At 67.1% G+C, this 20,074-nt stretch carries 17 protein-coding genes and 1 pseudogene; 12 read left to right on the forward strand and 6 right to left on the reverse strand.

What is annotated here, in order from left to right:
- Positions 1 to 137: 137 nt before the first annotated feature.
- On the reverse strand, positions 138 to 4,370 hold the full coding sequence (locus AC3EO7_RS01325; protein WP_435590216.1) for an nSTAND1 domain-containing NTPase: 4,233 nt from the start codon (positions 4,368 to 4,370) through the stop codon (positions 138 to 140).
- Between the two features lie 167 nt (positions 4,371 to 4,537).
- Here AC3EO7_RS01325 and AC3EO7_RS01330 point away from each other — a divergent pair, with 167 nt between their 5' ends.
- Both AC3EO7_RS01330 and AC3EO7_RS01335 read left to right on the forward strand, forming a co-directional pair.
- Positions 4,538 to 4,981, forward strand: a complete 444-nt coding sequence (locus AC3EO7_RS01330; protein WP_435590217.1) for a DUF4189 domain-containing protein — start codon at positions 4,538 to 4,540, stop codon at positions 4,979 to 4,981.
- Positions 4,982 to 5,061: 80 nt separating this feature from the next.
- Positions 5,062 to 5,562, forward strand: a complete 501-nt coding sequence (locus AC3EO7_RS01335; RefSeq protein ID WP_435590218.1) for a GNAT family N-acetyltransferase — start codon at positions 5,062 to 5,064, stop codon at positions 5,560 to 5,562.
- A 7-nt stretch (positions 5,563 to 5,569) separates the two neighbouring features.
- Here the strand turns inward: AC3EO7_RS01335 and AC3EO7_RS01340 are convergent, their stop codons facing one another.
- From AC3EO7_RS01340 to AC3EO7_RS01350, 3 genes are read right to left on the reverse strand one after another with little or no spacing between them, the layout of a single operon-like run.
- Positions 5,570 to 6,232, reverse strand: coding sequence for a methionine ABC transporter permease (locus AC3EO7_RS01340; RefSeq protein ID WP_435590219.1), 663 nt, complete (start codon positions 6,230 to 6,232; stop codon positions 5,570 to 5,572).
- A 5-nt stretch (positions 6,233 to 6,237) separates the two neighbouring features.
- Positions 6,238 to 7,233 (reverse strand): methionine ABC transporter ATP-binding protein, encoded by a 996-nt coding sequence (locus tag AC3EO7_RS01345; protein WP_431971597.1) that lies wholly within the window; start codon positions 7,231 to 7,233, stop codon positions 6,238 to 6,240.
- Positions 7,230 to 8,102 carry a MetQ/NlpA family ABC transporter substrate-binding protein gene (locus AC3EO7_RS01350; RefSeq protein ID WP_431971596.1) on the reverse strand — a complete coding sequence of 291 codons (873 nt, stop codon included), beginning with the start codon at positions 8,100 to 8,102 and terminating at the stop codon, positions 7,230 to 7,232. The genes AC3EO7_RS01345 and AC3EO7_RS01350 overlap by 4 nt, the downstream gene beginning before the upstream one ends.
- 338 nt (positions 8,103 to 8,440) lie before the next feature.
- On the opposite strand from AC3EO7_RS01350, the gene AC3EO7_RS01355 reads away from it, so the two are divergent.
- The 3 genes from AC3EO7_RS01355 to AC3EO7_RS01365 all read left to right on the forward strand — a co-directional run bounded on the left by AC3EO7_RS01355 (position 8,441) and on the right by AC3EO7_RS01365 (position 10,967).
- Positions 8,441 to 8,962 carry a hypothetical protein gene (locus AC3EO7_RS01355; protein ID WP_435590220.1) on the forward strand — a complete coding sequence of 174 codons (522 nt, stop codon included), beginning with the start codon at positions 8,441 to 8,443 and terminating at the stop codon, positions 8,960 to 8,962.
- Between the two features lie 13 nt (positions 8,963 to 8,975).
- Entirely contained in the window at positions 8,976 to 10,145 is a 1,170-nt protein-coding gene (locus AC3EO7_RS01360) for a zinc-dependent alcohol dehydrogenase (protein ID WP_431972710.1), read from the forward strand.
- A 288-nt stretch (positions 10,146 to 10,433) separates the two neighbouring features.
- Complete coding sequence (locus AC3EO7_RS01365) at positions 10,434 to 10,967, forward strand: FHA domain-containing protein (protein WP_431972711.1); 534 nt, start codon at positions 10,434 to 10,436, stop codon at positions 10,965 to 10,967.
- An 80-nt stretch (positions 10,968 to 11,047) separates the two neighbouring features.
- On the opposite strand, the gene AC3EO7_RS01370 is transcribed toward AC3EO7_RS01365, so the two are convergent.
- Positions 11,048 to 11,710 (reverse strand): S1 family peptidase, encoded by a 663-nt coding sequence (locus tag AC3EO7_RS01370; protein ID WP_435590221.1) that lies wholly within the window; start codon positions 11,708 to 11,710, stop codon positions 11,048 to 11,050.
- A 923-nt stretch (positions 11,711 to 12,633) separates the two neighbouring features.
- Between AC3EO7_RS01370 and AC3EO7_RS01375 the strand changes: the two genes are divergently transcribed.
- The 3 genes from AC3EO7_RS01375 (at position 12,634) to AC3EO7_RS01385 (ending at position 14,409) form a co-directional block, all read left to right on the forward strand.
- Positions 12,634 to 13,068 carry a nuclear transport factor 2 family protein gene (locus AC3EO7_RS01375; protein WP_435590222.1) on the forward strand — a complete coding sequence of 145 codons (435 nt, stop codon included), beginning with the start codon at positions 12,634 to 12,636 and terminating at the stop codon, positions 13,066 to 13,068.
- 106 nt (positions 13,069 to 13,174) lie between these two features.
- A complete protein-coding gene (locus AC3EO7_RS01380; RefSeq protein WP_435590223.1) occupies positions 13,175 to 13,660 on the forward strand; it encodes a tautomerase family protein in 486 nt (161 codons plus the stop codon).
- 188 nt (positions 13,661 to 13,848) lie between these two features.
- Positions 13,849 to 14,409, forward strand: a complete 561-nt coding sequence (locus tag AC3EO7_RS01385) for a TetR/AcrR family transcriptional regulator (RefSeq protein ID WP_435590224.1) — start codon at positions 13,849 to 13,851, stop codon at positions 14,407 to 14,409.
- Here the strand turns inward: AC3EO7_RS01385 and AC3EO7_RS01390 are convergent.
- Positions 14,404 to 15,024, reverse strand: coding sequence for a TetR/AcrR family transcriptional regulator (locus tag AC3EO7_RS01390; protein WP_431972673.1), 621 nt, complete (start codon positions 15,022 to 15,024; stop codon positions 14,404 to 14,406). The two genes, AC3EO7_RS01385 and AC3EO7_RS01390, sit on opposite strands and share 6 nt — an antisense overlap.
- 120 nt (positions 15,025 to 15,144) lie before the next feature.
- Here AC3EO7_RS01390 and AC3EO7_RS01395 point away from each other — a divergent pair.
- The 4 genes and pseudogenes from AC3EO7_RS01395 to AC3EO7_RS01410 all read left to right on the forward strand — a co-directional run.
- Positions 15,145 to 16,458 (forward strand): annotated as a pseudogene (locus AC3EO7_RS01395) (AMP-binding protein); the annotation flags it as partial.
- A 240-nt stretch (positions 16,459 to 16,698) separates the two neighbouring features.
- Positions 16,699 to 17,481, forward strand: a complete 783-nt coding sequence (locus AC3EO7_RS01400) for an SDR family oxidoreductase (RefSeq protein ID WP_431972674.1) — start codon at positions 16,699 to 16,701, stop codon at positions 17,479 to 17,481.
- A gap of 11 nt (positions 17,482 to 17,492) precedes the next feature.
- On the forward strand, positions 17,493 to 19,217 hold the full coding sequence (locus AC3EO7_RS01405) for an acyl-CoA dehydrogenase family protein (RefSeq protein ID WP_431972672.1): 1,725 nt from the start codon (positions 17,493 to 17,495) through the stop codon (positions 19,215 to 19,217).
- The gene (locus tag AC3EO7_RS01410) at positions 19,214 to 20,050 is read left to right on the forward strand and encodes an MBL fold metallo-hydrolase (RefSeq protein ID WP_435590225.1); all 837 of its coding nucleotides are present in this window, start codon (positions 19,214 to 19,216) and stop codon (positions 20,048 to 20,050) included. The genes AC3EO7_RS01405 and AC3EO7_RS01410 overlap by 4 nt, the downstream gene beginning before the upstream one ends.
- Positions 20,051 to 20,074 lie beyond the last annotated feature (24 nt).

A 20,074-nucleotide genomic window follows, 5' to 3' on the forward strand; every position in this document is an offset into this window, starting at 1 on the left:
TCGTTGCCGAACCGGAACGCTATCAGCGCGTGCCGTGGCACGGGACTGTGTCCGATTCGGCCCGCCTCATGGGCGACGAGGCGACGCCATGAACCGGCCCGAGCACGACGCCGCGGCTGTCGAGCAGGATCGTGACGTCAGCCCCCGGGCTTGCCTGGACACAGCTCCGTGTAGGCAACGTCGGGATTGGGGGAGACCCACTCCTCCCACTGCCTCTGGGTCGGATTCGCTACGAGCTTCTTGCACAGCTCTTCCTTCCAGACGGCGGGAGCGGGCAGCTCCCAGACCCCGCCGCCGACCCAGGACAACCCGCCGGGAACGGGCAAGTAGTCGGCGTTCGCCGTGACGAAGACGCGGCGCTGATCGGGACTGAATTCGATCTCGGTGCCCTCGCCGGTCGCCGTGGCGTCGACCGCGTCGCCGATCTGAGTCCGCGAGGCGACATCCCAGAACCGCACGGTCTTGTCCGGTGCGATCGAGACGAGGTAACGACCGTCGCTGTTGTAACTGAGAGCTTCAGGGGCAAGACCGCGGCCTGGGATCTGCGACCCGACAGGTTTGGCGTCTCGGGCATCGAACTCCTGGATGTAGTTGTAGTCGGCGATCGCGAGGCGCCGGCCATCGGGACTGATCGCCATGCTGGTGACGGCTGCGGGGGAGCGCACCTCGCCGAGCAACTGCTGTGTCGCGGTGTCCCAGATCCTGACCGAATCGAAACTTTGGGAATAGAGGCGTCGGCCGTCCTCGCTGAAGGCAACCCTCCCAACGAAGTACTTGTGACCTCCCATCGGCTCGCCGATTGGCCTGCTGTGTCTCCAGTCCCAGAGTCGAGCGGTGTTGTCGTCGCTCCCTATCGCGAGTGTCTGTCCGTCGGGGCTCAATGCCACACTGTCCACCTCGTCGTATGTCTTGATCACTTCGCCGTAAGGCTGCCCGTTCGAGGCGTCGAGGACGCGGAGTTCGTTGTCGCGTGACAGCACTGCCAGCCAGCGGTCATCGGCGCTGAAGTCGATCTTGCTCACGTCTCGAAGCGCCTCGGAGACCATGGCCGCACCGATCTGTCGACCGGTGTCGATGTCCAACCATCGCATCGTGTTGTCGTTGAACACGACGAGTCGCGGTCCGCCCTTCGTGTTCACGAGCCAGTAGGTCCCGTGGCCTTCCGCCGCCTTGCTGCCCGCCATCTCGGCACTCAGTCCGGAACCGGGGGCGGTCCGCAATACCTGGACGGTGTCGGGGGAACCGGAAACAATGCGGTCGTCTCCAGGGGTGAACGCAATGTCCCAGACCGACATCTGAAGGGTGATCGGATCACCGATCGAATCACCGGTGCGCGCATCCCATAGGCGGACCGAGTGTTCCGTGCCTCCGGTGGCAATTCGTGTTCCGTCAGAGCTGAATGCCACCGACCAAATAGCCTTGAAGGTTCCGGTGGCAGGTCTTCCGATGGGGGCGCCGGTGTCGGCATTCCAGATCAATAGCGGCGCCTTGTCGTACGACAAGGCGCCATATCCGCCGGCGGCGACGATGTGGCCGTCCGGGCTGAACGCCACACTGCTCAAAAGGCCCACATCTTCGCCGCGCAGCGGTTCACCCTGTGGCGCTGCGTTGTCGGCGTCCCACAGTCGGACGGTCTGGTCATCTCCGGCGGAGGCCAGGCGGCGCCCGTCCCGGCTGAATGCCAGCGCGTTCACGTCCCCAGTGTGTCCTCTCAGTGGGCTCGCGATCTGCTGGCTGGTCTGCACATCCCACAGCCGCAGATTGTCATTGCCGTCGATGGCGGCGACCCGTCGTCCGTCGGCGCTGACGGCGGCCTCGTCGACGTATTTTTCGCTGCCTATCATCGGCTGGCCGACGAACTGACGGCTGTCCGAGTCCCAGATACGGATCGCGAAATCTTCGCTTCCCATTGCGAGATACCGTCCATCAGGACTCATGGCGAATATGGCGAAGAACTGCGGGTCTGTGAACGGGTCCCCGATCGGTTCGCCGGTCTCGGTGTCCCACAACTGAATGCTAGACGCGGTGCGGGCGGCAATCCGCCGACCATCAGCGCTGACCTGTGCGCCGGCCACGTCCATTACCATGTCGACTCGCGGTTTCTCGTCCAGCACGCTCAGCAGCGCCCCGATCCCCTCCCTTTCCGACAAGCGATGCGCCGCAAGAGCTTTGACGACAACTTCCAGTTCGGTTCCCGGTCGGCCACCGCTGAGCATGGCCTGCACCTGTGAGGTCAGCCGCCCACTCAACGCGTCGCGGCTGCGGGCTTCTGCTTCGTGGCGTTTGGCGTCGGCCTCCTTGCTGGCGTGCACTGCCACCACGAGCGCGATCACCGCCACGAGCGCCACCGCCAGCGTCCCGGCGAGCACGGCGACGAGGACCCTCGCGCGGTGGCGCAGGGCCGCCGCATAGGCTTCCGCCTCTTCACGGCGCTGCTGCGCGTTCCGCAGCTCGGCCTCACGGCGTTGTCGCTCGGCGTCGGCGCGGGCGTCCTCATGCTCGCGTGATGCCGCGAGGAAGTCGGCGGCGTGTCGTACTCGGTCGCGGAACATGGTGGAGCCGGCCAGTTGCTCAGCCGTAGCCAGGCGCACGCCTTCGAACAGCCATTCCTGGCTGCGTCGATTGAGTTCCCAATCGGCGGCCGCGCGGTCGAGGCTGTCGGCGGCCTTCAGATCCTGGGCATGCTCGGACAGCCACGACGCCAGCGAGTCCCATTGCCGCAGTAGGCTTTCCAACGCAACTTCGACCACCGTCTCACCCCCGCGCTCGTCCTTGACGAGCAGCCGGCGGGTGACCATCGCATCGATCAGCTCGTGGCTGTCCGGTGGCAGCTCGTCCCAGCGCGCGACGCGGCGTGAGGGTGCGTCGGTGTCCTGATCGATCGTGGCGAGCCAGGGGATGAACGCACCGCGCAGCGTATCGAGCTGCTGGGCGCGCCGGTCGGGATTCGCGGCCAGCAACGTGTCGATCTCGGCTTCGACGATGCGTCGCATGCCGCCTATGGCCTCATAGTTGGCCAGGGTGAGCCGCCCGGCGCTGCCGTAGTCGAGGTACAGCCGCGACAGCATCAATGCCAGCAGCGGCAGGCTGTCCGCACCCCCGGTGGTGTCGTCCAGCAGCCGGGCCACCAGCGCGGCGTCCAGGCTCAGCCGCAACCCCGCCGCGGTGGCGCGGGCGGCGGGTCCAGTGATCACGTCCTTGTATTCGGTGACCGGCATCGGCTTCAGGTCGCCGAACTCCCGGGTGTGCACCGCGAGCAGCTCCGGTGCGTTCTGCAGCGACTCGTAGCGGTCGGCCCGGATGCTCATCGCCGCGATCAGCGGCAGATCATCGAGCGCTCCGGTCTGCAGCAGAGCGCCCAGCAGCGCCAGGAATGTGGCGGCCTCGGGGCCTGCGTCGGCGGAGAACAACTCCTCACCCTGGTCGATCGGCAACACCACGGTCGGCACGCCCGCGTCGCCTGCCGCCGCCAGCTGGGCCTCGCGTAACCACGTGGCGAGCCGGGCGGTGTCGGTGTCGTGGCAGGCGGCCTTGACATCGCCGAGCGTCGGGCCGCCCGGGCCTGCTTGCGCCCGCAGCCGGTAAATGGCTTCGGCCAGGCCCTGATCACCGGTCAACGCGGCGCGCTCGGGGCGCACGATCTCACACACCAGGAAGTTCGTGGGGTCCCGGCGTAGCCGGGGCAGCAGACCTGCGCGTAAGAACGACGACTTGCCGACACCGGAGGGGCCGAGGATCACGAACAGCCCTTCCACACCCGCGGCGCGCATCCCGCGCAACGTGTCCAGGCCGCGCAGGATCTGGGGGTCTCGTCCGAAGAACACCGCGGCGTCGACATCTTCCATCGATTGCCATCCGCGGTACGGCGCGCGTTGGGTGTCGTCGTCCGGCGGCCAGGGAAAGTACTCGGCGCCGATTCCCGCGTCGTGCAACCCGCGCAGGAGCCGCGCCAACCCGTCGGTGGCGAAGTGCACCGGTTCACCCGCATCGGACAAGACCGTGGTGATCTCGCCGTCACCGTCGGGGAACAGATCGCAGATCTGCCACTCGCGCACTCGCTCGCCCTGCGCCGCCGGATCGATGCGGGCGCAGAAGACGCGCTTGTTGAGAGATTCCGCGAGCCGGGCTTCGGCCAGGCACTCGTGCGAATTCTCCCAGTGCCGGGAGACGAGGCACAGGACCGCCTCGCAACGATCCACCGCGCGAGTCAGTTCGGACTTCCAGCGCACTCCCGGCGCAAACCCGGTGTCGGGGTCGATGTCCAGGAAGATCTGGCCTTTCAGGCTGGGCTCATTGTCGGTCAGCCACCGGAGGAGGGCCTGCGCGGCTGCGTTGTCCCGCCTGGAGTGGCTCAGGAACACGCGGTACATGCGCCGATACTGCTGCCGCGTGGCGACAGGGTCGCGAGTATTGGACTACTCGATTCTTGCGCGGTCGGGTTTCACAGGAGGACGGCGTCTGCGCAGAGGGTTTGGACATTTCCGATGCCGTGGACGATGATCTGTCGTCGATAGTCTTTTTACGGGGAGGAATTCCAATGTCTTTGTCGCGCAGTCTTTTCGTGGGCGCGATCGCCGCGGGCGCGGTGGTGGCCGGTGCGGGCCCGGCGCTGGCCGAGCAGGCGGAGCCGTGGGAGACCCGGCTCGGGGATCTCTACGGCGCCATGGCCATTTCGCGCAGCACCGGCGCGGTGTCCTACGCGGTGAACTACGCAAGCCTCGGGGCGGCCGACGCCGAAGCGATCGACGAGTGCGGCGCGCGGGACTGCCAGGTCGTCGTCCACTTCCGCAACGCATGCGGCGCCGTGGCGCAGGGCGCCGACGGACGCGTTGGCTGGGCGTGGGACACCACCAAGGGCGGGGCGGAGCGGGCCGCGATCCAGGTGCTCGGCCTCAGCGCCCCGCCGTTCCCCGATCTCGGCAGCGCCTCGCCGCGCCCGGCGAGCACCGTGCTCTCGGCCTGCACCTCGAACGCCGGCTGAGGTCTGCCCGACCCGGTTTGTTGTGCGAATCCTCGGGATGTCGGTTGCCGGATCGTGATCTTGTTGACAATCATGGAGGCGTGCAGCTTTCCGACGGTGTGATCACGCTGCGGCCGATCGCGGTGTCCGATGCGGAGGCGCATCTGGCCGGTGAGGACCGTGAGCTGGTGCGCTGGCTCAACGGAGGCCGCGGCTCGCTGGAGAGCGTGACCGCGTACTTCGAGGAGTGCGCGGCGAACTGGGCGGCGCAGGGGCCGCAGCGCACGTTCGCGATAACCAGGAACGACACCCTCGTCGGCACCCTGGATATCCAGATCGGTCGGCCCTTTCTGGCCGCGGGGCAGGCCGACCTGACCTACGGCATCTATCCGATGTGGCGCGGCCATGGCTTCGCCACCAAGGCGGTCGTCCTCGGGTGCCGGTACCTGGCCCGTACGGGTCTGGCCGAGGAAGTGGTGCTCCGGATCGATCCCGTGAACGCCGATGCGGTGGGCGTCGCCCGCCGGGCCAGGTTCCACTACCTGCGCAGCAGCGACGAACCCGGCGAGGGCCCGCTCGACTGGTACATCCAGGCCCTCTGAGCGGCGGCTATCGACGCAACACCTTGCGCGCCAGCCAGTTGCCGAGGAACTGGATGCCCTGCACCCCCGCGATGATGATCAGCGTGGCGACCAGGGTGACCTGCCAGTCGAAGCGCTGGTACCCGTACACCAGGGCGAAATCGCCGAGCCCGCCGCCGCCGACGATGCCGGCCATCGCGGACATGTCGACGATGGCGATCACCACGAAGGTGTAGCCGAGCACCAGCGGGCCAAGCGCCTCGGGGATGAGCAGCGTCAGAATGATGCGCAGCGGTCCCGCGCCCACCGCTCGCGCCGCCTCGATCACGCCGGGATCGACGGTGACGAGGTTCTGTTCCACGATGCGGGCGATGCCGAACGAGGCCGCCACGATCATCACGAAGGCGGCCGCCTCGGTGCCGATCGTCGTGCCGACCACCTCCAGCGTCACCGGTCCCAGTGCCGCGAGCAGGATGATGAACGGGATCGGCCGCACCACGTTCACCAGCACGTTGAGCAGCACGTTGACCGGCGCGTTGGCGAGCAGGCCGCCCTTGCGTGTGGTGTACAGGGCGGTGCCGAGGAACAGCCCGATCAGCCCGCCGATCAGGAAGGTGATCGACACGAGATAGATGGTGGTGCCGATCGCCTCGGACAGCACCGGACGCAGTTTCTCCCAATCCGTGTGCACCGTCGTTACCGCCGCTCCAGTTCGTCGATCACCTTCGCCACCGCGTCGTCCGGCCCGTGCAGGGCCAGCGTGACGCTGCCGAAGGTCTTGTCCTGCAAGGTGCCGACCCCGCCGTACACCACCTCGAATCGCACGTCGGCGTGCGCGGCGAGCGCCAGCGCGTCGCCGAGGCCGCGGTCGTCGTCGACGTCGACGGTCACCAGGGTGCCGCCGTGGCGTTCCCGCAGCGTGGCCAATTCGCCGGGATCGGGCCGGTTGTGCAGCACGGTGCCGACGAACGACTTGGTCGGCGCCGCCTGCGGCGTCGCGAAGACGTCGAAGGTCTCGGCCAGCTCGACGATCCGGCCGTCCGCGAGCACGGCGACCCGGTCGGCCACCGCGCGGATGACGTCCATCTCGTGCGTGATCACCACGATGGTGACGCCGAGTTCACGATTGATCTTCCGCAACAGCCGCAGCACCTCGCCGGTGGTCTCCGGGTCAAGCGCCGAAGTGGCCTCGTCGGCGAGCAGCAGCGCGGGCGAGGTCGCCAGCGCCCGCGCGATGCCGACCCGCTGCTTCTGGCCGCCGGAGAGCTGATCGGGGTAGCTGCGCGCCTTCTCCGACAGGCCGACGAACTCGAGCAGTTCGGCCACCCGCGCCTTGCGCTCGGCGCGCGGCCTGCCCGCGACCTTCAACGGGTACTCCACATTGCCCGCGACGGTCCGCGACCGGAACAGGTTGAACTGCTGGAACACCATGCCGATATCGCGCCTGATCTGCCGCACCCGGGACTCGGGCACGCCGGTGATCGGCGTACCCGAGACCAGAATGGTGCCGCTTGTCGGCTTCTCCAGCGCGTTGATCAGGCGCACCAGCGTGCTCTTGCCCGCGCCGGAATAGCCGATCACACCGAAGATCTCGCCGCGCTCGATGCGCAGGTCGATACCGTCGAGCGCGACCTGGCTGTCGGCGCCCTTGCCGAAAACCTTGGTGACCCCGCGGAATTCGACCGCGCTCACTTGCCGTCGCGGATGGTCTGCTGCACCCGCTGCAGGATCTGCTCCAACTCCGGCGCGCCGCGCGTCACCGCCACCGCGGTGTTCTTGGTCGACGCCGCGTGCGCCGCCTGCACTTCCGGGTCCTTCCAGACGTCGACGATCTGCTTGTAGAGCGGGTTGTCCTTGTCCTCGGCCCTGGTGACGATCACGTTGATGTACGGCTCGGCCGCCGGATTCTTCGGATCGTCCTTGTACAGCGCCGAATTCGGGTCGATGCCGGAGCGCTCCAGGAAGGTGTTGTTGATGATCGAGCCGTCCGTCGAGGCCAGCGACAGCGCCGTCTGTGCCGCATCGACCGGTGTCACGGTGACCTTCGAGGCGGCCTTGTCGATGTCGGCGGGGGAAGGCTGGCGGCTGTCGCCGGACAGTTTCAGCAGCCCGGCCGCCTGGAGCACGAACAGCGCCCGCGCCTGATTGGTCGGGTCGTTCGGAATGGCGATCTGGCCGCCCTGCGGGATGTCGGCCAGTGACCTGTGCTTCTTCGAGTACAGCCCGAGCGGCACGATGTAGGTGGAGCCGATCGGGGTCAGCGTGTCGTTGTTGGACACGTTGTACTGGCCGAGGAACTGCAGGTGCTGGAACAGGTTGACATCGATCTGGCGTTGCGCGAGCGCGAGATTCGGCTGCTGGTAATCGGAGAAGTTGGTGATCCGCAGGGTGATGCCCTGGTCCTTCGCCTTGCGCTCGAAGACGTCCCAGACCTGGTCCCGGTCGGTGGTGCCGATGCGGACCACCTTGCCGGAGGACGCCTCGTCGGTGCCGCACGCCGTCAGGGTGAGGGCCGCGGTTGCTACCAGGACCGGGATCGCCAGTACCCGATGGAATTTCACTCGTGCTCCCGAATGCTCGTCGCGAAGGGGGCGGGACCGCGCGTTCGCACCGTCCCGCCTTTTCTGAACCCGGCAATCCAAGCGGTGCGCCCGGCGCGGCGACAAGAATTTCGATAGTGGTGAGCGGAACCCTCGCGGAGAATTGGACGATCGTCTAGTTTGCCTGCAAGGTGAATGCTGCGCCGTGTGCGGTCTCGTGCGGTGCGGACCGCCGTGAGGGGGCGGGTCCGCACCGGCGGGCGGTGTTTGCCCGGCCATCGGTCGGGTAGGCGGTCGGGGAAGCGCACACGGGAGTCCGGCACCGAGGACGTGCCAGGAGACCGCTCGAAGGGACGTCCATGTACTACATCGACGCGGCCAAGGATCAACTGACCGACCTGGTCGGGAAACTGCGCGATGCGGCGAGCCGGACAGCGGGCGGGCAGACCGTGACGGTCGCCCGGCCACGCGCCGAGGTCGAGCGGTTCTGGCGCGATCCCGAGAACTTGTCTCGGGTGCTCGGCGATATCGGCGACGTCAGCGCGACCAGCCCGGCGGACTACGAGTGGACGCTACTGTACGGCGACGAGGGCGTGCTGACCTGGCAGACGATGTTGGTGACAGAGGAGGACGGCCTGCGGTTCGTCGACGTCGCCGAGGACGGCGCGGCGCGCGAGGACGGCCCCGAGATCGGGGTCTATTTCGCCGACGCGCCACGCGGCCTCGGCACCGAGGTGACGATCCGCGCCGCGGCGCCGCTGCCCGGTTTCCTGGCCGGGGCGGCGGCCTTCAAGGCGCTCTACCGGGCGCGCGCACTGATGCAGACCGGTGAGCTGCCCACTCTCGAACACGATCCCAGCACACGGGCGGCCGCCCGCTGACCGAGGAGGCGACATGCGCGCACTCTGCTGGAACGGTGTCGACGATCTGACGGTCGAAACGGTCGACGAGCCGACCCTGGTCAATCCACACGACGCCATCGTGCGGGTCCGGCTGACCACGACCTGCGGTTCGGACCTGCACGTCATCGACGGATACCTGCCGGGCATGCGCGAAGGCAGCGTGTTCGGTCACGAGTTCATGGGCGAGGTGGTGGAGATCGGCAGGGAGGTCCGCGCGCACGCGGTCGGCGAGCGCGTCGTCGTGCCGTCCTTCATCGGCTGCGGCGCGTGCTGGTACTGCGACAACGACCTGTACTCGCTGTGCGACACGACGAATCCGAATGCCGAAATGCAACAGCCGATGCTCGGTTACCCGACCGCGGGCAGGTACGGGTCCACCCACCCGTTCGGCGGCTATCAGGGCTCGCACGCGCAGTACGTCCGGGTGCCGTTCACGGACGTGAATTGCTTCGCCGTCCCCGAGGGCGTGAGCGACGAGCAGGCGCTGTTCCTGTCGGACGCGGTGCCGACCGGGTTCATGGGCGCCGACTTCTGCGACATCTCGCCGGGCGACACGGTCGCGGTGTGGGGGAGCGGCGGCGTGGGTCTGATGGCTGGGCACAGCGCGCGTCTGCTCGGTGCGGAACGGGTGGTCGTCATCGATCGGCTGCCCGAACGGCTCGCGTTGGCGCGCAAGGCATTCGATGCGGAGACGATCGACTGCACGGCCGTGGACAGCGTGCTGGAGGCGCTGCGCGAAGAGACCGGTGGACGCGGACCCGACGCGTGCATCGACGCCGTCGGCATGGCGGGGCACGGCACGGGTCTGCACCGGATCTACGACCGTGCCAAACAGTTGCTGCGCCTGGAGACCGATCGCGCGACCCCGCTGCGCGAGGCGATTCTCGCCTGCCGCAAGGGCGGGATCGTCGCCGTGCTCGGCGTCCACGACATGATCGACAAGTTCCCGATGGGTGCGGTGACCACCAAGAACGTGACCATCCGCAGCGCGCAGCAGCACGGCCAGCGGTATGTGCCCCTGTTGTTCGACTACGTCCGGCGCGGTGAGCTCGACCCGACGTATCTGATCACCCACGACATGTCGCTCGAGGACTCCGTCCGCGGCTACGACCTGTTCAAGAACAGGCGCGAAGGCTGCGTACGAGCCGTCTTCCGCCCGTGAGCGTGCGGCACGCACGGGAGTTGCCGGAGCAGGATCCGACGATCGCGTGCAATTAGCCACGAGATAGCGCATTCTGTGTTATGGGTCGGGTGCTCGTAGTCATGACGTACTTCGGAACGGGAACTACGCATCATGTCCACGCCACACGGACAAAAGGCGCTGCGTAACGGGTCGTACTCAGCAGCGGACGCGCGTGCGCGGCCACAGCCGGACGGTTGTGCCACTCTGTCCCACCGGGACCGCCACGGGGGCCGGCGCGAGATTTCCCTCGATCACGGCGCGACCCGCATGACGATCGGGCGGTCGGACGCCGCCGACATCATCGTGACGGCCGACGCGACCGTTTCGCGTCTGCACGCCATCATCGAGCGAGTCGGCGGTTGCTGGGTCGTCATCGACAACGGGCTGTCGACGAACGGGACTTTCGTCAACGGCGAGCGCATCGGCGGATTTCGGAAGCTCGCGTCCGGCGATTCGATTCGCCTCGGGAAATCGGTATTCGTCTTCAACGACGGCCACCCGTCCGAAGACGAGAAAACGGTCGTCCAGGTCAGGCTGCCGACCCGGAATTCGCTGACCGACGCCCAGTATCTGATTCTCGAGGCGCTGTGTCGCCCTTACGACTCGGAGACCACGTTCACCTACCCCGCGTCGAACTGGCAGGTTGCCCATGATCTGTGCCTGAGCGTCGCCACGGTCAAAACCCACATGCGAGCCTTGTTCAAGATTTTCGATGTCGAAGCCCTGCCGCCGAATCAGAAGCGGGTATTCCTGGTCGAACGCGCCATCGAGAGCGGCGTGCTCGATCACCACGATCGGTAGGAGCAGGCAATTGCGGTGAGGTCCGTTCGCGGCCTCGGCGCCGCCGTCGGAGCGGTGACTCCTTTCGGTGCGGTGGCAGGTCAGATCGGGCGGAAGCCCGCGCCGACGCCACCGCGTCGGTCGATGTCCTCGATGATGGCGGCCATGTTCCCGCCCAGCTGCGGCCCGAGGCACGGCACGTACAGGTAGCCGTTGACCATGCCGACCAACGTCGTTCCGACCACCACCGGCCCGCCGGAGTCTCCGGGTAGGACACAGATCTGGGTCCAGGCCCAGTTGTTGGTCTGGAACACGTCGCCGTAGGCGAGTCCGCAGGTCTGGCCCGTGGTGTAGCCCTGCTTACAGGCGATGTCCGGGAACTGCGCAGGCCCGCCCACTGCGGTGATCGTCGTGTTGCCCACGCGATTCACAGGGACGACGCTGTCCGGGTCGAACACGATGACGGCGTAGTCCATCTCCGCGTTCGTGTAGGCGAAGGTGCCGACCACGCCCGCGTCCCGGTTGGCCTCGGCGGTGACCGAGGTGCCCGCCTCGCTGCAGTGACCCGCGGTGAGACCGACCAGCCGACCCGCGGCATCGTGCCCGATAGTGGTGAGCGTGCAGATGCCCTGGTCGCCGACGACGATGCCGGAGCCGCCGCCGAGCACCGCCGGGGCCGCGGCATGCGCGATGCCCAGTTGCGCCCCGGCCGGCATCAGGACTGCCGCCACCGCGAGGACGGCCACTTCGAGTTTCCTGAACATGTCCATCCCATCGCTGGAGCCGCAACGCTCCCGTGCGGCGCGAATGACGTCGGCACATTTCTCGCACAAGACCTCGCGGCGCGACGGCGTCAGGCCTTGTCGTTGTTCTTTCCCTGGTATCGAGTCCGGTCGGAGGTGCTGTATCGAATAGCACTTTTACTACAGGTCACCACGCCAACTGGTGTGTGACGCGCGGCGTTGTCGGCGCATTGTCGTGTTGCTGCTAGGTCATGCGAAGCAGATGCCCGTACCGAACGGGAAGATCGGCGGGACGAAGCAGACCCACCAGAGGAATGGGTTCCACCACAGAAGGGCCGGCTCGACCTGCGCGGGAACTTGGTCGGAGGCGGGCGCCACCTGAACGGGCACAGGAGGTTCGACGGCCGGGGCCGAGGTAGCAACGCCTGAGCCGAGGGCGATCATAGGTGCGAGCGCTACCGCTGCGACGGCTGCGCGCATTGTGGTTGATTTCATGATCTTTCCTTCAACTGAGCGCTTTCGGGACACCCTGGAAAGGCGTCCCGGAATGACACCATCAACTCTCCTCGTAGAGCGCGCGGAAGATCATCCACCCGCGGGTTGGAAATGCTCAGACCTCGGGTGGGCTCGCCCACCGGCCGCGCCCCGTTCGCCGCGCGACGGATCGCCCGCGACCCGACCGGCACAGGCCGCCCGGCCCCGTCGGCAACCCCGCACCGAGGCCCGAGGTCGCATGGGCGGGTGGAGTCGCGTCGCCACCGATGGGCATCGCGAGTGGCTGCCCGAACAGCGCTGTGTGCCATCCCGGTTCGGCGAAACCGCTGCCCGGCCTCGCGCCTGCGCAGCCTCGTGATGCGAGGAAAGTTCCTCTGGCCAAAGCGATCGTTAGACGATATGGTCTAGAACGTTGATAGCAAACTTATTGACTATGGAGGTCGAGTCGCATGTCCGCTGTGGACACCTTCCGCGCGGCCGTCGAAGCGCGTGATCTTCCGGCGTTGGAGCCGCTCTTCGCCGCCGACGCCCGCTTCTACAGCCCGATGAAGTTCACGCCTTTCGCTGGCCGCGCCGTCATACGAACTGTGTTCGGTGTGCTGCTCACGCAAGTTTTCGAGGACTTCCGGTACACCGGCGAACTCATCGGATCGGCCGAGACGGCAGCGGGAGTCGATGCCGAATCGCATCTGCTGGTCTTCCGGGCGGCCGTCGGCGACTTGCAGATCCAAGGGATCGATCTGATCCAGCTGGACGAGCAGGGTCTTATTCAAGAATTCACCGTGATGATCCGGCCGGGCAGCGCATTGGGCGCCGTCTCGGACAAGGTCGTCGCCGGTCTCGTCGCGGAAGGGGTGCTGCCCGCTTCGGCGGGGGCGCGCTGACACGCGAATCTCGTAAGCCTCGGGTGAACCGAGGCGATCCTCGCCCGAGTTGCCATCCCCCGTCGCTGCTTCGGGCTGACCACATCCCAACCTTGGAGGTACTTTCATGCCCAATATCGACGCTTACATCCCCGCCGGCGCGCTGTCCCCTGACGCGGAGCGGGCGCTCATCGCGACCGTCACCGATATCGTCCTTCGTCACGAGGGCGCCGACCCGGCCAACCCGCTCGTGCGGTCCATCGCATGGCTGGCCCTGCACCGGCCTGAAATGTATGTCGCAGGCGAACCGGCCACGGACGCACCGCGTTACCGGTTCTATACGGCCGCGCCCGAAGGTCAATTCGACGACGAACGACGCCGCGCGATGGTCGCCGAGATCACCGAAGCGGTGCTGGACGCCGAAGCGGGCGCTTATCCCCGTGATCCGCAACGCGTCTGGGTGTTCACGCCCGACATCCCGGAGGGCACATGGGGGGCGGGCGGCCAGGTGGTGCGCCTCGCCGACATCCTGTCGTTCGCCGTCGGGGATGCCGACCTCGGCCGCAAGCTGGCGGAGAAGGCGCTGGCCAGGAGCCGGAACGCGAACGTCTGAGTCGCTCGGCCCGACCATGACAGTAGGGGCGTCTGATTCCGGTACGCCCCTAGGGGATTCCCGGGTCTCGGTGCATGTCCTCGAATTTCATAGAGAAGGTGATGATGAACGGCGATGCACCGGCATCGGCTGACTCCTCGATTCGTCGGTCGCTACGACCGTCCGGTCGCCGCGAACGGGCGCAGCTCTTGGCCGCTGCCAGTGAGGTGTTCGGGTTACGGGGCTACTACGCGACGGTGATGGAACATGTCTGCGAGCAGGCGCGAGTATCGAAACCGATTGTGTACGCGCATTTTCCCGGCAAGCTGGGACTCTATCTCGCTGTTGTCGAGATGCACGTCGACGCCTGGGTCGGCGGCGTGCGAAAGGCCCTTCGGTCGGCGACCGACAGCGAGCGCCGAATGCGGGCCGCGACGTCGGCCACCTTCGACTTCGTCGACCGTCGGCCACGGAGCTATCGCCTCGTCTTCGATTCGGACGCCGGCGGCGAACCCCCGGTCCGCCGCCGACTGGCGCGCTCCACCGAGGACTGCGTCGACGCGGTCTGCGAGGCGATGAACCGGGAGGGCAACGACTTTCGCGCCCGCATGGTGGCGACCGGCCTCGTCGGGGCGTGGCAAGCCGCGGCTACGGATTGGGTCGAGAGCGGACGTCCGGTCGCCAAGGCGGACGCCGTGGAGGCGACGGTGGCGATGTGCTGGCGCGGGCTGGCCAGGATGCCGGTACATCCGAGCCCGCGCGGATCATGAGATCAAACTCGGAATAGACCGGCAGACCGAGCGAAGGGATTCGTCGTCGCGGGTGGACAGCGCGACGACGAACGCCCCTTGGATCAGGGCCAGGACGGTGTCTGCGAGCTCGTCGGCCGTGCGGTCGCTCCGGACATCGCCCGCGGACTGGCCTGCCGCGATCGCATCGCGCAGGTGCGATTGCCAGGCGCGCACATCGGTGTCGAGTTGCTCGCGGAACGTATCGGAGGTCGCGGCGACCTCGGTGGAGAACTTCCCGAACAAGCAGGCGTGCTGATACCCGGACTCGACGAAGTGATCGGCCATCGCCGAGAAGTAGCCGCAGAGCTTGTCCGCGGTGCTCAACTCGGACTTCGCCGCCCACTTCGCGAGCAGATCGAGTTGGTAGCGGCTGTAGCGCTCGAGCACCGCTCGGCCGAAGGCTTCCTTGGATCCGAAGTGGTGATAGAAGGAGCCCTTCGGGACCCCTGAGGCCTCCAGGACCGCATCGACCGTGGTGCCGTGGAAGCCGTAGGCATAGAAGTGCTGCATGCCCTGACGGAGCAGCCGCTCCTTGTGCGAGGGCACGGTACGTGCCGATTTGTCGCCGTTCGTCGCGGCTTCCTGCGTTTTCACCGAACCAAGCATAGCGGCATCGTCTTTCGCGCCCCGCGAATGTTGACGATTTAGTCTAGACGATTTAGTCTAGCCCGGTCGGTCGGCGCTGACCACGGGTTTTGTCGAAGGAGCAAGTTCATGAGCACCAGCAACTACGAGGCTGCGGGTGAGATCGGGGCCGCGACGGAGGTGCCGACCTTCTGCCATCTGCTCTCCGTTGCGGCGGCCCGGCATTCGGACCGGTTCGCGGTGTCGTGGGGGGACGACATGTTGGTGCGCACCATGACCTGGTTCGACTATCGCGAACGTGTGCTGAACCTCGCCGGTGCGATGCTGCGGCTCGGGGTACGGGCCGGCGACACCGTCGCGATCCTCGGCCGCAACTGTCCCGAACACCTGATGGCCGACCTCGCGGCGCTGCACTGCGGTGCGGTCCCGGTGAGCGTGTATCCGACGATGGCCGCCGAACGGATCGATCACGTCCTCGCGGACTGCATGCCTCGGATTATCGTGGTGGAGGAACATCCTCAGCAGCGGATCGTGCGTCATCTGCCGTGGGTCGTGGCCAACCAGCCGAAGCTGGTGCTGTTCGATCCCCTCGACGACCCGAATCCACCGACCGAGTTCACCTGGGACGAGCTGCTCACCCTCGGCGCGGACAGTCGCGACTGGGTGGCCGAGGAACTGGACTCCCGGATCGCGGCGATCGAGCCGTCGGATCCGGTCACCATCGTCTACACCTCGGGAACGACCGGATTTCCCAAGGGGGTCGTCCTCACCCACGACAACCTGTTGTGGGAGGTCGAGGCCATGGTGCGCACCGGCACCGTCGACTACGACTACCGCGCCGTCTCGCACCTGCCGCTGGCGCATGTGGCCGAGCGCCTGTGGTCGTTGTATCTGCCGATGCGGCTGGGCGGCCACGTGTTCTGCTGCCCGGAACCGAGGCGGCTGATCCACGCGCTCCAAACGCACCGGCCCAGCTTCCTGATGACTGTCCCCCGGGTGTGGGAGAAGCTGCACGCCGCTGCGCAGCGGGTCATCGGCAGCGCCGAATTCGACTCCCGCCGAGCCGATCTCGATCGCGACCGGCAGATCCTCCGGCAGGTGGCCCACGCGCGATGGGAGGACCGGCCGGTACCCGCCCCGGAGGCGGTCGCGGCTGTTCGCGCGCGAGAGGGTCTGCTGCGCGACGTCCGCTGGACGCTGGGTTTGGACAAGGTTCTGTTCGCCGGCACGGGCGCCGCGCCGATGTCCCACGATCTGCGGATCACGCTCGCCGCGATCGGAGTGGACATCCATCTGGGCTATGGCCTCACCGAGACATCCGGTCCGGCGGCCTGCGACCGGCTCGGATCCGGGAGCCGCGACTCGGTAGGTCTTCCGCTGCCGGGCGCCGATATTCGCATCGCCGCCGACGGCGAGGTCCTGGTTCGCAGCCGCGGCAACACCACGGGCTACTGGCGCGCCGAGGACAGCGCGGGACTGTTCACCGATCAGTGGCTGCACACCGGTGACCTCGGCTACTTCGACGCGGCGGGCCGACTGCACATCACCGACCGTAAGAAGGACCTGCTGATCACGTCTTCCGGCGAGAACATCGCTCCCGCCGCGATCGAAAACCGCTTGGCCGGTGAGTCGTTCATCGAGCGGACCTCTACTCCTGACCTTCCCCCACCCCGAAAGGTACGAATGTTTCCCGAAATCTTCTCCGTCGAAGGCAAGACGGTGCTGGTCACCGGCGGCACCCGCGGTATCGGCTACATGATCGCCGAGGGCTACCTGAAAGCCGGTGCGCGCGTGTACATCTCCTCGCGCAAAGAAGCCGCCTGCGCCGAAGCCGCCGAGAACCTCTCGCGGTACGGCGAAGTGCACGCCATACCCTGCGACGTCAGCAGCGAGGCCCAGTGCCGGACGCTGATCGAAGCCGTCGCCGCCCGCGAATCCGCGCTGCACGTGCTGGTCAACAACGCGGGCGCGAGCTGGGGAGCGCCGTTCGACGAATTCCCCGACGCCGCATGGGACAAGGTGCTCGACGCGAACGTCAAAGCGCCGTTCACGCTGACCCGGCTGGCTCGTCCGCTGCTGGAACAGGCTGCCGCCGAGGGAGATCCGGCCCGGGTGATCAACATCGGTTCCATCGACGGGCTGGTAGTTCCCGGGGTCGGGAACTACTCCTACTCCGCGTCCAAGGCCGCGGTCCATCACCTGACCCGGCACATGGCCGCCGAACTCGCGCCGTCCATCCTCGTCAACGCCATCGCCCCTGGTCCGTTCCCGTCGAAGATGATGGCCAAGACCCTCGAAGAGGTCGGCGACGAACTGCGGGCTGCCAGCCCGCTCGGCCGCATCGGCGAGCCGGCCGACATCGCCGCCACCGCGGTGTTCCTCAGCTCGCGTGCCTCGAATTTCGTGACCGGCGCGGTGATTCCGCTCGACGGCGGTCTCGCCACCACTGTCGGCATCCGACTCTGAAAGGCAGATCGATGTATCGACCGCCCATCGACGACTACGACTTCCTCTACACCCACGTATTCGGCGACGAGCTGCTGCACACCCTCGGCAACGGCGAGCTGAACGCCGCCGATGTGAACGACATCCTCACCACCGCAGCCGATTTCGCGGTGCAGGTGATGCATCCGCTCAATCCCGTCGGCGACCGGGTCGGCAGCGTGCTGGCCGAGGGCGTGGTGACCACCCCGCCCGGGTACGTCAAGGCCTACCGTTCTTTCGCCGAAGCCGGATGGGTCGGTTTCGGCCTGGACAGCGAGATCGGCGGCGGCGGTGTGCCATTGATGGTCTACAACGCCGTCTCGGAATTGTGGACCGCGGCCAACACGGCGTTCTCGCTGTGCTGGGGGCTGTCCACCGCCGCGATCACCGCGCTGCAGACCGCCGGGAGCGAGGAACTGCGCGCGACGTACCTGCCCAAGATGGTGTCCGGCGAATGGACCGGAACGATGAACCTGACCGAACCCCAGTCCGGGACGGATCTGGCCGCCATCCGCACCACCGCCCGTCCCAACGACGACGGCACCTGGTCCGTGCGGGGCCAGAAGATCTTCATCACCTGGGGCGACCACGACCTGACCGAGAACATCGTCCATTTGGTCCTGGCCCGGACCCCGGACGCACCGGAAGGGCTGGCCGGGCTCTCGCTGTTCGTGGTGCCGAAATTCCTGCCCGGCCGCGACGGCGGCGTCGGGGAACGGAACCGCGTCACGACTCTCGCGCTGGAACACAAGCTCGGCATCCACGCCAGCCCCACCTGCGTACTCGAATACGACGACGCGGTCGGTCATCTCGTGGGACGACAACACTTCGGCCTGATGGCGATGTTCGTCATGATGAACAACACGCGCATCGGCGTCGGCCTGCAGGGATTGGGCATCGCCGACCGCGCCTACCAGCAGGCCCGCGACTACGCCGAACAGCGAGTGCAGGGCCGGGTGCTCGGACGCCCCACAGACTCCCCGATCGCCGAGCACCCCGATGTCGCGCGCCTGCTGCTGTCGATGTCGAGTTCCCTCTCGGCGATGCGCGCGTTCTCACTGCAACTGGGGGAGTGGTGCGACCGCTGGCGGCGCGACGACTCCCAGCAGGCTGCGCAGCTGGCCGAATTCTTCGTGCCGGTCATGAAGGGCTGGTTCACCGAGGAATCCGTGCGCATCGCCTCCGACGCCATCCAGGTGCACGGTGGCATGGGGTTCATCGAGGAGACCGGCGCCGCCCAGTACTACCGCGACGCCAGGATCCTGCCCATCTACGAGGGCACGACCGGGATCCAATCCAACGACCTGGTGGGCCGCAAGGTCATTCGCGACAAAGGCGCCACCGCAGAACTGGCGCTCGGGTTGATCGCCGGCGACTTGGTTCCGTTGCGGCAATCGCAACATCCGGTGGTGCGGCGCACTGTCGAGCGGCTGGACCGTGCGATCGAGTGCGCCCGCGACACGACTCGAAGGCTGCTGGAACTGGCGGCGAACGATCGACGCGACGCGTACGCGGGCTCGGTGAACTACCTGACCATGATGGCCCTCATCGCCGGGGCGTGGATGCACGCGCGCATCATTTCCGCCGCGCTGCTCGCCCATCCCGAACCCACCGAGGACGACCTGCGACGGCTGCGCGAGGCCGACTTCTACGGCGCCCACCACCTCAGCCGGGTCCACTCCCTGGCCGAAGCCATCCGCGAAGGCGAAATCCAATGAGCGACAAACTGATACTGGACGTCTACACCAGCGAGGCATTCGACCTCCCCAACGGAGGGATGTTCTCGCCGACCACCTCGACCCTCGTCACCGGTCCCAGCGAGGCGCTGCTCGTCGACACCCAGTACCGGGCCGCCGACGTCGACGAGGTCATCAGGCGCATCGAAGCCTCCGGCAAGCGGTTGACCACGATCTTCGTCACCCACGGCCATTCCGACCATTACTTCGGGCTCCAGCGATTGCTCGACCGGTTCCCCGAAGCCCGGCCGGTAGCGGTGGCATCGGTGGCAGCGCACATCGCCGCGAGCATCGACTCCGATCGCGCCTACGCCCGCGAATTCTTCGCCGGGCAGGCCCTCGACAACGCGGTCGTGCCCGAACCTCTCGACGAGCCGACCCTGTCGGTCGACGGCATCGCGGTCCACGTCCTCGAAATCCCCCAGGCCGACATCGCTCCCACGGCGATCCTGCACATCCCCTCGATCGCGGCGGTCGTCGCGGGCGACGCGATCTACAACGGAGTCAATCCCTTCCTCGCCGTCAGCGGGCCCGCGGAATGGCAGAAATGGCTGGGCAGCGTCGATGTCATCGCCGCGCTGAACCCCGCCACCGTCGTAGCCGGGCACAAACGGCCCGGCGCCGCCGACACCGCCGACTGCATCGCCGAAACCCGTGACTACATAGAACAATTCGCCGCGCACGTCGACAGCAGCGCGAACTCGCGCGAACTGGTCACGCACATGCGGTCGAGGTTCCCCGATCACGTCAATCCCTCGGCGCTGGTGCTCTCGGCGGTCACCGCGTTCCAGCGAAAGAAGCAGCCCCATGCCTGAAGCCGTCATCGTGCCCGAACCCCC

The organism is Nocardia sp. bgisy118, assembly GCF_057708605.1.